13 protein-coding genes are annotated in these 14,683 nt (G+C 43.9%); 8 read left to right on the forward strand and 5 right to left on the reverse strand.

Going from position 1 to position 14,683, the window contains the following annotated elements:
* Positions 1–122 precede the first annotated feature (122 nt).
* Together ACN6KS_RS07480 and ACN6KS_RS07485 are read right to left on the reverse strand one after the other, a co-directional pair.
* Positions 123–281, reverse strand: a complete 159-nt coding sequence (locus ACN6KS_RS07480; protein ID WP_036675694.1) for a hypothetical protein — start codon at positions 279–281, stop codon at positions 123–125.
* Between the two features lie 127 nt (positions 282–408).
* On the reverse strand, positions 409–1,365 hold the full coding sequence (locus ACN6KS_RS07485) for an ArsR/SmtB family transcription factor (RefSeq protein ID WP_094871572.1): 957 nt from the start codon (positions 1,363–1,365) through the stop codon (positions 409–411).
* A gap of 326 nt (positions 1,366–1,691) precedes the next feature.
* Here ACN6KS_RS07485 and ACN6KS_RS07490 point away from each other — a divergent pair, with 326 nt between their 5' ends.
* On the forward strand, positions 1,692–2,957 hold the full coding sequence (locus ACN6KS_RS07490) for a glycoside hydrolase family 27 protein (RefSeq protein ID WP_440961705.1): 1,266 nt from the start codon (positions 1,692–1,694) through the stop codon (positions 2,955–2,957).
* 12 nt (positions 2,958–2,969) lie between these two features.
* Positions 2,970–3,929 (forward strand): glycoside hydrolase family 43 protein, encoded by a 960-nt coding sequence (locus tag ACN6KS_RS07495; RefSeq protein WP_440961706.1) that lies wholly within the window; start codon positions 2,970–2,972, stop codon positions 3,927–3,929.
* Positions 3,930–4,021: 92 nt separating this feature from the next.
* Here ACN6KS_RS07495 and ACN6KS_RS07500 read toward each other — a convergent pair whose 3' ends face one another.
* Positions 4,022–4,549: a hypothetical protein gene (locus tag ACN6KS_RS07500; protein ID WP_094871576.1), complete on the reverse strand. Its 528-nt coding sequence runs from the start codon at positions 4,547–4,549 to the stop codon at positions 4,022–4,024.
* A 235-nt stretch (positions 4,550–4,784) separates the two neighbouring features.
* On the opposite strand from ACN6KS_RS07500, the gene ACN6KS_RS07505 reads away from it, so the two are divergent.
* Positions 4,785–7,460: a YhgE/Pip family protein gene (locus ACN6KS_RS07505; RefSeq protein WP_440961707.1), complete on the forward strand. Its 2,676-nt coding sequence runs from the start codon at positions 4,785–4,787 to the stop codon at positions 7,458–7,460.
* Positions 7,461–7,518: 58 nt separating this feature from the next.
* On the opposite strand, the gene ACN6KS_RS07510 is transcribed toward ACN6KS_RS07505, so the two are convergent.
* Positions 7,519–8,493 carry an aldo/keto reductase family protein gene (locus ACN6KS_RS07510; protein WP_440961708.1) on the reverse strand — a complete coding sequence of 325 codons (975 nt, stop codon included), beginning with the start codon at positions 8,491–8,493 and terminating at the stop codon, positions 7,519–7,521.
* A gap of 109 nt (positions 8,494–8,602) precedes the next feature.
* Here ACN6KS_RS07510 and ACN6KS_RS07515 point away from each other — a divergent pair, with 109 nt between their 5' ends.
* Positions 8,603–9,271, forward strand: a complete 669-nt coding sequence (locus tag ACN6KS_RS07515; RefSeq protein ID WP_440961709.1) for an SGNH/GDSL hydrolase family protein — start codon at positions 8,603–8,605, stop codon at positions 9,269–9,271.
* A gap of 43 nt (positions 9,272–9,314) precedes the next feature.
* Here the strand turns inward: ACN6KS_RS07515 and ACN6KS_RS07520 are convergent, their stop codons facing one another.
* Positions 9,315–10,085: a DeoR/GlpR family DNA-binding transcription regulator gene (locus tag ACN6KS_RS07520; RefSeq protein WP_094871640.1), complete on the reverse strand. Its 771-nt coding sequence runs from the start codon at positions 10,083–10,085 to the stop codon at positions 9,315–9,317.
* A gap of 244 nt (positions 10,086–10,329) precedes the next feature.
* On the opposite strand from ACN6KS_RS07520, the gene ACN6KS_RS07525 reads away from it, so the two are divergent.
* The 4 genes from ACN6KS_RS07525 to fucU are packed head-to-tail and all read left to right on the forward strand — an operon-like array spanning position 10,330 to position 14,682.
* Positions 10,330–12,096 (forward strand): L-fucose isomerase, encoded by a 1,767-nt coding sequence (locus ACN6KS_RS07525; protein ID WP_440961710.1) that lies wholly within the window; start codon positions 10,330–10,332, stop codon positions 12,094–12,096.
* Between the two features lie 30 nt (positions 12,097–12,126).
* Positions 12,127–13,572, forward strand: a complete 1,446-nt coding sequence (locus tag ACN6KS_RS07530) for a rhamnulokinase (RefSeq protein ID WP_440961711.1) — start codon at positions 12,127–12,129, stop codon at positions 13,570–13,572.
* Between the two features lie 18 nt (positions 13,573–13,590).
* Positions 13,591–14,241 carry a class II aldolase/adducin family protein gene (locus tag ACN6KS_RS07535; RefSeq protein ID WP_094871588.1) on the forward strand — a complete coding sequence of 217 codons (651 nt, stop codon included), beginning with the start codon at positions 13,591–13,593 and terminating at the stop codon, positions 14,239–14,241.
* Between the two features lie 12 nt (positions 14,242–14,253).
* The gene (gene fucU / locus ACN6KS_RS07540; RefSeq protein ID WP_341134086.1) at positions 14,254–14,682 is read left to right on the forward strand and encodes an L-fucose mutarotase; all 429 of its coding nucleotides are present in this window, start codon (positions 14,254–14,256) and stop codon (positions 14,680–14,682) included.
* Position 14,683: the final 1 nt, after the last annotated feature.

A 14,683-nucleotide genomic window follows, 5' to 3' on the forward strand; every position in this document is an offset into this window, starting at 1 on the left:
AATAATAAGAGGGGTGTCTCCTTAGCTATGAAAATAGCTGATGGGACACCCTTTTTTTGACTTCGTACTTATGTAAAACAAAAAACCGGGCAGTGTTTATGCCACCCGGCATCTTCCAATCCTTACCGATGCTCAAACAGATCAATGGCACCCAATACGACATGAGCCAGACCAAATCCAAGTACGCCTGTTGCTGCCATCTTATACTTGCTTCCAAGAAAAGCGGCGCTTGAAGCGGTTACGACGGTTCCAAGAACAGCGGGAATTAGACCTTCACGCATTCGAAACACTCCTTCTCGGTGGTTTGGGAGACAAGGTTATTATGAGTCAAACCCAAAAAAATATACGAAGGTAAAAAAGACCGGAGAACAGAAATTTCTGCTTCTGCGGTCTTTTTGTTTAAATGGTTTACTCTGATAAGGTAACAGCAGTACGAGAAGCGCCAATTTCAACTTCATGAACATCATATAGTACACGCGCCAGCAAGTCCTGGCTATAGTTGCCGAAATGTTTGCCGTAAATGGTGAGTCCGCGTTTGTTTACAGGCTTGTCCGTTACAGCTATCCGGAAAGTAAGCTCGCTCTTGTAATCAAGCTGGATATCATCCAGGGTCACGTCAGAAATCCGGCAGCCGTCAATAAAGCTGCCTTCATTATTAATACGGATCAGTTTGAGCATACCATATTGGTTTAAATGTGGAGGCCACCAGTCTGGATTAAACGTTCCACGGGTGTCTCCGAAATCTCCAGGACTAGTCCAGTAGCCGATTTCAATTCCATTTAAGTAAAAATAAAGATCGGAAGGGTAGTTATCGTTAGATCCTGGGGCCTCCGAGCCAATCTCCATCGAGAATTGGATTTCACGGAACGTTTGATTAGCTTTAAGATAGTTCGGAACTCTATATTCGAGAAAGCCTTCGCCCATCCATATGATCTCGGCTTCAATCCGTTGGGGGTCTGCAAAATAACGCGGCTCATCAAAATCCCCGATTATGCTGTCTTTGGTAGCAAGTCCGCAGGTCGGAACAGCCTGATAGTTGCTATAATGTCCTACTTGGATTTCTACTTCGTAGAGATTATCAACATCCTTGCTGCGAAGATCAACAATAAGCTTATCCTTATTTAAATAGCAGACCTTCTGAATACCGTGTTTACCCACGGATGTGTTTATCTCGATGAGACCGCTTTCTTCTAGCTTTTTAATATGCATCGTGATTGCGCCATTGCTGAGATTCAGCTTCTTGGCAATTTCATTCAGATTCAGTGCTTGATTGGTAGCTAAAAGTTCGAGTATGAGGATTCTGATTTCAGAACTAAGCGCCTTGAATATTTCAAGACCACTCATTAAATCTTTAATATAGATCATTTTATCAATACCTTCTTCCAAATGGTCATAAATGAATACTGTTTTATGAAATTATAAACTAATATAGCATATAAATAAAGCATCCTTCCTTATTTTGTAGAATGATAAAAATAAGGGCGTTTTTTTCATGTTTTTGCATCTAATCTAATTTAATTTAAAAATTAATGAAACTAATTTACAAAAAGAGATGATTTTACACCGTAATCCTGTTACTTTAACTATTTATTTTATAAAAGTATTAAAAGGTTTAAATAAATATATTTACAAGTCTTTTTGTCTATGCTATTTTTAAACTGAAAGTCTTAGAAAAGGACGTGAAAATCATTATGTTAGCTGCAACGCCCCCGATGGGCTGGAATAGCTGGGACTGTTACGGAGCTAGTGTTAATGAAGAAGAGGTAAGAGGCAACGCTGAATATATGGCTGCTTATTTGAAGGAATTCGGCTGGGAATATGTTGTTGTGGATATTCAGTGGTATGAGCCTGGAGCGAACTCTTCGCAATATCGTAACTTTGTACCGCTGGTCATGGACGAGTATTCCAGACTTCAACCGGCAGAAAATCGTTTTCCTTCCGCTAAGGGAGACAGAGGTTTTGCTCCACTTGCTGAATATGTGCATGGATTAGGGTTGAAATTTGGCATACATATTATGCGTGGAATTCCTCGTCAGGCCGTTCATGCTGGCAGTGCCATTCTAGGATCTAAGCAAACTGCACGTGATATCGCTCATCCCAATTCTATTTGTCCATGGAATACAGATATGTATGGAGTAGATGCTTCTAAAGAAGGCAGTCAGGCTTATTATGATTCGCTCTTTCAGCTGTATGCCAGTTGGGGCATTGATTATGTGAAAGTAGATGATATTGCCGCTTCACGTATTTATGGATACCACAAAGACGAAGTTGCCATGATCCGTAAGGCTATCGACCGCTGTGGTCGCGAAATGGTGCTTAGTCTTTCCCCTGGACCTGCTCCAGTGGAAGATGCGAAACACTTAGCTGATCACGCAAACCTGTGGAGAATGACTGACGATTATTGGGATCATTGGCATTTGCTACGCGGAATGTTCGAGCGCTGCGAGAAGTGGGCTTCCTACGTTCAGCCAGGCCATTGGCCGGATTGTGATATGCTGCCGCTAGGTCATCTTGGAATTCGTTCTGTTGATGGCGGGGGAGACAGATTTACAAGGTTTACTCCTGACGAACAGGTTACCATGATGACACTCTGGGCTATTTTCCGTTCGCCTTTAATGTTCGGAGGGGAGCTTAGAGACAATGATGAGTGGACTTTATCTTTGTTAACCAATAAGGAAGTGCTTCATCTGCATCATTTTGGTAAGGGTGGTAGACAGGTAGAGCGGAATGAAGAGTATGCGATCTGGACTTCTGAGGATGAGCAAGGTAACCATTATGTAGCGTTGTTCAATCTCAGTGATGAAGAGTCGACGCTTCAAATATCGTTTCAGCAGCTTCATGTTTCCATTCCAAGCACGATCCGTGATCTATGGCTAGGCCGTGACCTGGAGGTTGTTAATGAAGGGGTTAAGCAGCTTCTTCCACCGCATGGTTCTGCATTGTTAAAGCTTTTATAGAGGAGAGAGATTATGGATACGAGTAGAGCGTACAACAACCCATTGGTGGAGCAATGTGCTGATCCATGGGTATATAAACATACGGATGGATATTACTATTTCACAGCTTCTGTTCCAGAATACGACCGGATCGAAGTAAGAAGATCGACAACCATCGAAGGATTAACTACTGCAGAACCAGTTGTAGCTTGGCGCAAGTATGAGACGGGGCCACTTAGTGCTAACATTTGGGCGCCGGAAATTCATTACATAGACGGGAAATGGTACATTTACTTTGCCGCAGCACGGACTACGGAGACGACGGATGGTTTGTTCGATCACCGGATGTTTGCGCTCGAGAATGCATCTGCTAATCCCTTAGAAGGAACATGGGTAGAAAAAGGTCAAGTGAAGACCGCTTGGGAATCGTTCGCTTTGGATGCGACCACGTTTCAGCATAAAGGAAAACTGTACTATGTATGGGCTCAGAAGGATCTGAATATTGAGGGGAATTCTAATCTGTATATCTCTGAAATGAGCAATCCGTGGACACTCACAGGTCCTCAGACTATGATTGCTACGCCTGAACATGACTGGGAAGTTATTGGGTACAAAGTCAATGAAGGTGCAGCAGTATTGAAACGTAATGGTCGTATCTTTATCAGCTACTCGGCTAGTGCTACAGACTACAATTATTGTATGGGACTATTAGTTGCGGATGAAGACAGTGAACTTCTGGAGGCCGCTTCATGGACTAAACTACCCAATCCTGTATTTCAAACGAATGAAGAAAATGGACAATTCGGTCCTGGCCACAATAGCTTTACGGTCAATGAAAATGGGGAAGATGTGCTCATCTACCACTGCCGCAATTATAAAGAAATTACTGGCGATCCTCTTTATGATCCAAACCGTCATACTCGTGCTCAGGTCTTCCATTGGAATGAAGATGGCACACCGAATTTTGGAGTTCCTGTTAAGGATGCACACTAAAAATACTCCGTTTTGCAAAAAAAAGAGAGTTACCATAAGCCACGTTAATGGCCGCTGGGTAACCCTCTTTTTCATTTGTTACATGTTGCTGCTTAAGGTATATATTGTTGCACGATGGAAGTGATTACGCCGTCCTGAATCGTAAGGTGATAAGGGAATTGGCTTAGATCGAAAATATCCGTCTTATTAAATTGATCGATAAATTGCTGTAAGGTAATGGCTTCGTTCCACTGAATGTCTAAGTCCTCAATGTTACCAGTGTGATCAAAGATCTGCATGGTGACTGTTGCGTTATCAGCGATCGGATAGGTTGTCAGTGTATCAACATCATTAACAACATAATATCCGTCTGGAGCTCCGCCAATTTCTGCTGCACCTTCCGGGTCTCTTTCAGCAAAGACTCGGTCAGCATCAGCACCCTGATACCAGTTTATTTCATCGGCTGTAATGGAAAGCTTGCCATTCTCGGATTGAATAGTATGAATATATACCGTCTGTTGCTGAGTCTTGCCACTATCTTGCGCATCTACTCGTGTTCCAACGGTACTAGCAGTAGTAATTAGGGAAAGAAACAATAGAACAACAACCGGTAACACATACGCTGACTTTTTCTTAAACATTAGAAATCTCCCCCTTGAGATATGTAAAAAGGTTGTATATAGCTTATTACCCGCTATGTTTTTTCCTAAACGGGCTATATACTTCTATTACGTTAAACGGGCGGGTTTTGTTGCAATTTTTTTAAAAAATTTCTGAAAAAAGATGCCAGTCGTGAATCCACTGAAAATGATAGTAAAAGTTTGTCTCCTCGGGCATATTAAAATGTCAAAACATACAGATTAGGGGGAGCAACGAATGGGTGGAATACTACGGATTTATAGGAACGACTGGCGCAACGTATTTAAGGTTCCTGTGGCCGTGTTCCTGATCGCTGCCTTGGTAGTATTACCTTCTGTATATGATTGGTTTAATGTTGCAGCAGTATGGGATCCCTACAGTAACACCTCTGGCATTAAGATTGCTGTAACCAGTCTGGATGAAGGAACCGCTGTGAAGGATAAGAGCTTCAATATCGGCAATGATGTCATGGAAAGTCTTCGGAATAATAAAAGCTTAGGCTGGACCTTCGTAGATGCAGAAGCTGCGCACAATGGTGTGAAGCGTGGAGATTATTATGCGAGTATTGTTATCCCTGCTGATTTCTCCAAAAGAATGACAGGAATCCTCGAAGGCAGGATCGTGAAACCAGAGATTGAATATACCGTCAATGAGAAGATAAATGCGATTGCCCCTAAAATCACAGATAAAGGTGCCTCTTCAATTACAACACAGATCAGTGAGAATTTTACGGAAACCATTAGCGAAACCGTATTTACGGCTTTAAAGCAAATTGATTCAAAATTCCAATCTGAATTGCCTATTATACGCAAGGTTGAAAAAGGGTTGTTTAAGTTAGAGGCAAGTCTCCCCGAGATTGAAACGGCAGGCCAACATGTATTGAAAATTGAGGAGCAATGGCCGCAAATTCATGCATCGGCAACGCGCATCTCTAAGCTGGAGAATAAGCTGCCAGAGGTTGAAAAGGCGGGATTGGCTTTAGAAAAAATAGCTGAACATTGGCCTCAAATTGCCAATATTGCAGATCATTTAGGGGAGCTGCAGGATAAGCTGCCCAAAATTGAACAAGCAGCACAGCTAATCGTTCAACTTGATCATCATTTTGGTGAAGTTGAACAAATTATGGACAAGGCGTCGGAAGGTCTTACGGAAGCAAATAAAGTTGTTAGCACTGCCCTAACTGCGCTACCTAAGGCGGACAAGATTGCAACTGCTGGAAATGATTTTGTTCTAGAGCTTCAACAGTTCTTAGAGAAGAGTAATGCTGCATTTGAAGCGGTACCTGCCGCCCTCAAACAAAATATATACCTGCTGCAAAAAACGGAGAATGCAGTAGTTCAGCTTGCTGAACTGCTGCAGGGAGAAGATATTGACCCGCAAGCGGTCCGCGAACAACTTGAGTCTGTTTCCGCTCAGCTGGGGTCGGGAAGTAACGTGATGGATCATACGCTTTCTTTGTTATCGGCACTGAATACATTCTCACCAGGAACAGTGCCTAATGCTGAGATTGGCGCCTTGAAGGCTGTAAACAATGCCTTGAGCAGACAGACTTCTTTGGTAAACACACTGGCGACGGATCTACAAAATGAGGGTCAGCCTGATCCGAGTAATGTTAAGCAATTGGGTCTTAAATCTGGCGAAGGGAACGTAGCCATAGCGAAGCTTATTTCCGAATATGAAGCGGCAACTATCCCTGCTATAAAAAATACGTTAGAGCAAATATCCACTGCTGCAGAGACTACAGCCACTGCCCTGGAACAAGTTCCGGATCGTCTATCGGCGCTGGGTACCCTTCTTGAGGAGACTATGGCAGCAATTGAGTTCGGACAATCAAGTTTGGCTAGTCTACAGCAGGACTTACCAGCTATTCGTGAAGCGGTACATACAGCAGCTAGCGGTGTCGCAGATAAGACACAGAGCTTTGGTGCTTTTGTTCGCGATACACTTCCACTAATTCAGAGCAGCTTACCTGTTGCAGGAGAAAAAATACAACAAGCTGCAAATTTCGTCCGTCAGGATCTGCCGGCTGTAGAGGAACGGGTGCATCAGATTTCTGATCTGATACGTACAGGTCTCCCCCGTGCGGATAAGGGAGTGGCGGTCGCAGCGGATATGGTGCGAAATGATCTTCCGATCCTGGAAGATTCGATTCGTAAAGCGGCAGCTACCATCCGTCAGATCAAAGATGAGGTGGATCTGGGAGAGATTGCAGAGCTGCTCGGAGGGGATATTAAGAGCAAAAGTGATTTTTTGGCCAACCCGGTAGTATTAAAAGAGAATAAGTTATATCCTATTCCGAATTATGGTTCGGCTATGACTCCTTTTTATGTTGTACTTTCCTTATGGGTAGGTGGCACACTCCTAATCTCACTTCTTCGTACGGGAGTGGATACGGAGGGAATTGTGTACAAGCGGTATCAATTGTATTTTGGACGTTTGCTGACGTTTCTTACGGTTGGAATTCTTCAAGCGCTGGTGGCTGTACTCGGTAATCTCTTTATTCTGAAATGTTATGTGGTGGACAAGGTGTGGTTTGTCCTTTTTGCAGTATTAATTAGTATCGTATTCGTGACGATTGTTTTTACGCTTGTCTCCGTATTCGGCAACGTTGGGAAGGGGATAGCGATCGTATTCATGGTGCTTCAATTCTCAAGCTCTGGCGGTACGTTTCCAATCAGTACAACAGGCCATTTTTTTCAAATGTTGAATCCGTTTATGCCATTTACTTATGCGATTAGTTTGATGCGGGAGGCGGTAGGGGGGATTCTGCCGGAAGTGGCGATTCGCGATTGTCTTTATTTGATCCTATTCGGTGTAATAGCACTCTTACTGGCGCTAACGCTCAAGAAGCCGCTGGAGCGTTATATCGAAAAGGCGGCTGAACAAGCCGAAGAATCCAAATTGATTTCTTAAGAAAAAAGAGGTTGTACCTAAGCCAATTGCTGTGGCTTTTGGTACAACCTCTTTCAGATTATCTCGCGGGAGCGAAATCGGCTACTGGCTTTAGAAGCTCTTCAATTCTCTCCAAAGTTTCAGGAGACAATACGGCATCAACAGCTTGGGCATTCTCTTCCACCTGCGCTGGCTTACTGGCTCCGATAATAGCAGAACTTACGCCGGGTTGACGTAGGGTCCAAGCTAACGCTAGTTGCGACAGCTTCAAATCAAGACGGTTAGCTAGTTCATCGAGCTGTCCGACAACAGTCAATACATCATCGCGGAAGTAGCTGCGAATGACGCCATTTACCGAATCATCAGCTGCGCGGGTTCCTGCCGGAGGCTGTTGTCCAGGTTTGTATTTACCTGTCAGAATACCTTGGGCGAGTGGAGAAAAGACCACTTGTCCGAGGCCCTCACGCTGACATACCTCAAGTACCTCATCTTCAATGTACCGCTCGAACATGTTATAGATAGGCTGATTGGAAATAAGCGGACGCAGATTTAGTCTGCGTGAAATGCGGGTGGCGTCAGAAATTTGAGCTGCGCTCCATTCGCTCACTGCCGAATATAGAATTTTACCTTGTGCAGTTAGGTCGTCCAGCGCGCGCAAAGTTTCCTCCACAGGCGTCTCTCTGTCAAATCGATGACAAAAATAAACATCAATATAATCGGTTCCTAAACGCCGTAGGCTAGCTTCGCATTGCTCCATGATGTGCTTACGTGATAAACCACGATTATTCACATCATCGCCCATCGGAAAGAATACCTTTGTACTCAGCACATAAGACGATCTTTCATAGGCGCGAAGAGCAGCACCCATTGCTTTTTCGCCTTCACCACGGTTATAAGCATTAGCTGTATCAAAGAAATTGATACCGCATTCAAAAGCTTTGCTGATGCAGGCGTCTGCTACCTTTTGCTCTGCTGCTGTTCCATATGTAAGCCAGCTGCCTAAGCCGATTTCACTGATTTTTAGACCTGAATTGCCTAGCCTTCTGTATTTCATTATTTTCTTCCCTCCTTGAGTTGTATATGTTAACTTTACTTGTATCTTATGGAATATTCAACTTGAGTGTTTCATGTGAAAGAAGAGATCAAGGAGATGAATCATAGGAATGACTATTCCAACTTCTAAAGCTAAAAAAGTGATTTTATTTCAGGGCGACTCTATTACGGATGGGAACCGTGGTCGTGATGAAGACCCCAATCATATTCTGGGACATAGCTATGCGTATATTATTGGAGGCAAGCTAGGCAATGAACGGGCTGAGCAGAATCTAGTGTTCTTTAACCGTGGGATCAGTGGGGATCGAATTTCCGATCTGTATGCACGCTGGAATGAGGATGCGATTTACCTTCAGCCAGATGTCATCAGTATTTTGATTGGTGTTAATGATCTTTGGAGAACAATGAAAGGGGAACCAAGTGGAGTAACGGATCGTTTTGAACGTGCGTACCGTCATGTGCTTGAGGAAACCGGGGAAGTACTTCCGCAAACGAAGCTGGTCTTGTGTGAGCCCTTTATTCTAAATACCGGAGCTCCGTCAGAACAATGGGACGAATGGAAAGAGCGGATTACTCATTATCAGGGGGTTGTTAAGCAGCTTGCAGAGGAATTTAATGCTGTGTTTGTTCCTTTACAGGAAGCATTTGATGCAGCTATTCGTAGAACAGATGCAGCCTACTGGCTGTGGGACGGCGTTCACCCGACAGCAGCCGGGCATAATCTGATTGCCGGGGAGTGGCTGAAGATCGTAGAGAAAAGCGGTATTTTAAAAGACTAGTGAAATAAAGGATTCTCCCAATCTTTATCTATGCACCTACTGATTACTCAGCGGGTGCATAGATAAGAGATATATGATAGTGATTCAGAAACTCGATCCATTCCTCAGAAGGCTTCTCGTCTGTAACGATATAATCCACTCTATCGAAACTGAATAATTTGATGAACGCAGTCCTGTCGAACTTAGAGTGATCTGCGAGCAGAACGACTTTATTCGCCTGTTGTTGCATAAGAATCTTCAGTTCACTTTCTTCTTCATTCGAATCGCTGAGTCCGCCAGTCATGGATAACGCTTTACAGCTGAATATAGCTACATCCACATTATATTTTTGAATGGTCTGTGAGGCGGTATGCCCAACGAAGGAGCTTGTCTCAGGCCCTAGTATCCCACCAGTGGAAATAAGCTTTTGCCCAGAATGTTGAAATTCGGATAATACAACCAAAGAATTCGTAATAATCGTCAGATTGTTTTTCTCCTCTATAATTCTCCGTAAAGCCTCAAAAACGGTTGAGCTCGTATCCGTCACCAAGCTATCCCCATCATTAATTAATTGGAGAACATGATCAGCTATCGTACGTTTGGCCTCTATATTTACCTGATGCCTACTCACATAGGGAGGGTCCTCATTCGTGTGGGCATTAAGAATTGCACCGCCATAATTTTTCTTGGCAAGGCCTTCCTTGTCCAGTTTATCCAGATCCCGCCGAATGGTCTCTTCCGAGACATTGAATTTTTGCGCCAGCTGAGCGACATGGACTTTCTTTTGTCTATACAGCTCATTAATGATTAGATCCCGCCGTTCAAATGCTTTCATCCGTTCACTCACCTCTATCATCATCTACTTCCTAGTTTACTACATTGTCATAAAAATCAAAATCAAAAAATAACCTCATACTCACATAATACCACAGTGTTATGTTATAAATACCACATAAAACCACATTATTTATCTATAAATATGTTGATTTGTGTTGACTAAAGCGTTTCCATATTTTAAGATGGAGGAGAAATCATTCCATTATCGATGAGATTAAAGATGATCTTGAGGAGGAACAGCAGTGATAGAAAACTATCCGAAAATTGGTATCCGTCCGACCATTGATGGCAGAAGAAGAGGTGTTCGCGAATCGCTAGAAGCTCAAACCATGGGTATGGCACAGCGGGTAGCTAAGTTTATTGAAGAGAACTTATTTTATCCAGATGGCCGCCCCGTGGAGTGTATCATTGCCGATACTACGATTGGTGGTGTTAAAGAAGCTGCGGCTGCGGCTCAGAAATTTGCTGGGGCTAATGTTGGCGTATCGATTACTGTGACCCCTTGCTGGTGTTATGGTTCTGAGACGATGGATATGGACGCCTCGATCCCGCATGCGGTTTGGGGATTTAACGGAACGGAACGCCCAGGCGCCGTCTATCTAGCTGCTGTTCTCTCTGCTTATGCACAAAAAGGAATTCCGGCGTTTGGTATCTATGGTGAGGATGTTCAGGAGTCTAGCAGTGAGGAGATTCCAGCGGATGTGCAGACGAAATTGCTACAGTTCGCTAAAGCAGGGATGGCAGTTGCTCAAATGAGAGGGAAGTCCTATTTATCTATGGGTTCTGTTTCGATGGGGATTGCTGGATCGATTGTGAATGAACAGTTCTTCCAAGAGTATCTGGGGATGCGCAATGAATATATAGATATGTCAGAATATGTACGCCGCTTTGAAGAGGAGATTTATGATAAAGAGGAATATAAACGAGCCCTCGCGTGGACTAAAGAAAACTGCCAAGTTGGTGCCGATAATAATCCGAAGCATCTGCAAATAAGTGATGATGAGAAAGAGAAGCAGTGGGAGACTTGTGTGAAAATGACATTGATCGCCCGGGATCTGATGATCGGTAATCCTGTTCTCGCTAAGCTGGGTTTTGAAGAAGAGGCCAATGGTCATCATGCGATTGTTGGTGGCTTCCAAGGGCAACGCCAATGGACCGATCATTTTCCTAACGGAGATTTTATGGAGACAATTCTGAACTCCTCTTTTGACTGGAACGGTAAACGTAACCCTTATATCGTAGCAACAGAGAATGATAGCCTGAACGGAGTAACGATGCTGTTCAATTATCTGCTGACGAATACTGCACAAATCTTTGCGGATGTCCGCACCTTTTGGAGTCCAGATGCAGTTAAGCGAGTAACGGGTCATCAATTGCAAGGTGAGGCAGCACACGGAATACTACACTTGATCAACTCGGGTTCGGCTGCTCTTGATGGTACGGGTGAACAGACGATAGACGGCAAACCTGCGATTAAACCTTTTTGGGAAATTACAGAGGATGAGGTAGAAGCTTGTTTAAGCCATACACAATTCCGCCCAGCTTCTCAAGAATATTTCCGTGGGGGTGGCTTTTCTACGAATTATTTAACCAAAGGCGGGATGCCAGTTACCATGGCACGTTTGAACTTGGTAAAAGGACTTGGGCCTGTTCTTCAGCTTGTAGAAGGTTATACCGTAGAGCTGCCTGAGGATGTTCACCATACACTGGATCAAAGAACAGACCCAACTTGGCCAACGACCTGGTTTGCACCTAAGCTAACTAATAGTGGTTCATTCCAATCGGTTTATGATGTCATGGATAATTGGGGCGCAAATCATGGGGCGATTAGTTATGGGCATATTGGAGCGGATTTGATTACACTGGCGTCCATTTTACGCATTCCAGTCAGCATGCATAACGTTGAGGAATCACGTATTTTTAGACCACGGGTATGGTCATTATTTGGCACTGAAGATCTAGAGGGAGCCGATTACAGAGCCTGTCAGAACTTTGGACCTCTCTATTAAAATCTTCCTGTGAAGCAGGTGTGGTGAACAATGGGTGATACGATTAAGCTTCTAGCCATAGATCTCGGCGCCAGCTCCGGAAGAGTGATGCTGGGGATATATGATGGCGATAGGCTACAAATGGAAGAAATTCATCGGTTTGATAATACGCCGGTACAGATCAACGGGCACTTATATTGGGATGTTCTTAGACTGTTCCATGAAATGAAGCAAGGGGTTCAAAAAGCCTTTAGGCAACATGGAGAATTGACGTCTTTAAGTGTGGATACCTGGGGCGTCGACTACGGTTTTATCGATAAAAATGGAATGCTGCTCTATTCCCCACATCATTATAGGGATCGGAGGATGGAGGTTCACCGTCTCAAATTGGAAGCGTTACTGTCACCGGCAGAGCAGTTCCGTATGACCGGTATTCAACCAAGTGTGATTAATACAGTCTATCAGTTGTTCTCTGACTTTCAGGATAATGATTCTGTTAGGGAGACTGCGGACACTATTTTAATGATGCCAGATCTATTTCATTATCTATTTTCTGGTATAAAAGCAGCAGAACGCACGATCTGGAGTACAAGCGGCTTAATGGATGCTGTTACGGGAGAACTCTCCTCTGAATTATTTAGCAGGCTGGGGATTCCGAGTCATCTAGTTCCACATAAGGTTCATGCGGGGACAGTTATTGGATCAATCCTTCCGGTTATTCAAGAGGAGCTTAGTATCGGACCGATGAAAGTGATTGCCGGCGCTTCACATGATACGGCTTCAGCAGTGGCTTCGATTCCGTATACTCGTAAGGATGAAGCTGCATTTTTAAGCTGTGGTACGTGGTCGTTGGTGGGGATGGAGACGCCTGAGCCGGTCATTTCAGAGAAAAGCTATGAATATGGTTTCACAAATGAACGTTGCTACGGTAATTCTAATCGTTTGCTAAAAAACACAACGGGACTATGGATTCTACAGGAGCTCCAGAGGAATTGGGCGAAAGCAGGAGAGAATTTTAGTCAAAGTGAAATGGTTGAATTAGCCCAAACGATTAATGGGTCGCCAGCGATCATTGACCCGAATGACCAGCTTTTCAGCACACCTGGTGTGATGATGCAGCGGATTCAGGAATATTGTGAGCGAACGGGGCAACAGTCGCCTAATACGAAAGCTGAATTTATACGCGTTATCCTTGAGAGCCTTGCGCAATCATACTGTAGAACGATTGAAGAAATGGAAGAGATCACCGGCAAGACAATCACTATCATTCATATGGTTGGCGGTGGGATTCAAAATGAGCTATTATGCCAGCTCACCGCTGATGCTACGGGTAGAGAAGTCGTTGCAGGGCCTGTGGAGGCCAGTGGAATAGGCAATATTATTGTCCAGCTGGCTGCCCTGGGGAAATTGGAGGTTTCTAAGGCGAAAGAGTTCGTGGCACGATCTTTTACCTTTAAGACATACCAGCCTTCTTTGGTGAAGAACTCTAAAAAATAGGATATGAGGAGAGAACTTATGGATAACTTGGAACAAAAACTACGTTCGCAGATTTGTGATATTGGCAGAAATTTGTTTACTAAAGATTTCATTGCCGCCAATGATGGGAATATTTCAGCACGGTTATCAGAGAATGAAATTCTCACTACCCCCAGAGCCGTAAGCAAGGGATATTTAGAGCCACATATGATTGTAAAAGTAAACCTGCAAGGTGAAGTTCTTGAAGCGGCGGAAGGATACAGACCTTCAACGGAAACCAAAATGCATTTGAGAATTTATAATGAGCTACCTGAGATGAATGGTGTGGTTCATGCACATCCCCCGTATGCTACCGCTTTTGCCATTAAAGGTGAGGCGCTCGATAAAATGATGATGCCAGAGTCGGTTATCATGATCGGGGATATTCCTTTGGCGGAATACGGAACACCTTCAACAGAAGAAATCCCGGACTCACTGATGCCTTTCCTTGGCAAAAAAACAGCAGTCCTGCTCGAAAATCACGGAGCACTTACTTGGGGAACGGATGTTATGGAGGCTTATCTGAATATGGAGAGACTCGAATATACAGCCAAGATTACCTTTATTACACGTATGATTGACGGGGAGAGAGAACTGCCACAGCATCGGATTGATGAGCTGGTTGCTTTGAGATCTTTTTATGGGAAGTAATGAGGTGCTTGGATGTTGAAAAAAATTCCTAAGCTACTCTCTCCGGAACTGGTACGAGTGATGATGGAGATGGGTCATGGTGATGAGCTTGTACTGGCAGATGCTAATTATCCAGGACACTCCTTAAACTCAAAAGTACTAAGATATGATGGCATTGGAATACCTGATCTTTTGGATGCAATATTGGAACTGCTGCCACTTGATCATTATGTGGAGCATCAGGTGGCGTTTATGGCTGTGGTTGAGGGAGATCCTACGGTGCCGGTGATCTGGTCCACGTACGAGTCGATAATCGCCAAACATGACGCTGAAGCGACGATTAAATATGAGAAGCGGTTTGATTTCTACAATCGTTCCAAGCAAAGCTACGCTATTGTAGTAACGGGTGAAGAAGCACTCTATGGAAATATTATTATCAAAAAAGGTGTAATCAAGGCCTGAT

The organism is Paenibacillus nitricinens, assembly GCF_052056485.1.
In the GTDB taxonomy this organism is placed as follows: Bacteria; Bacillota; Bacilli; order Paenibacillales; family Paenibacillaceae; genus Paenibacillus_AQ; species Paenibacillus_AQ nitricinens.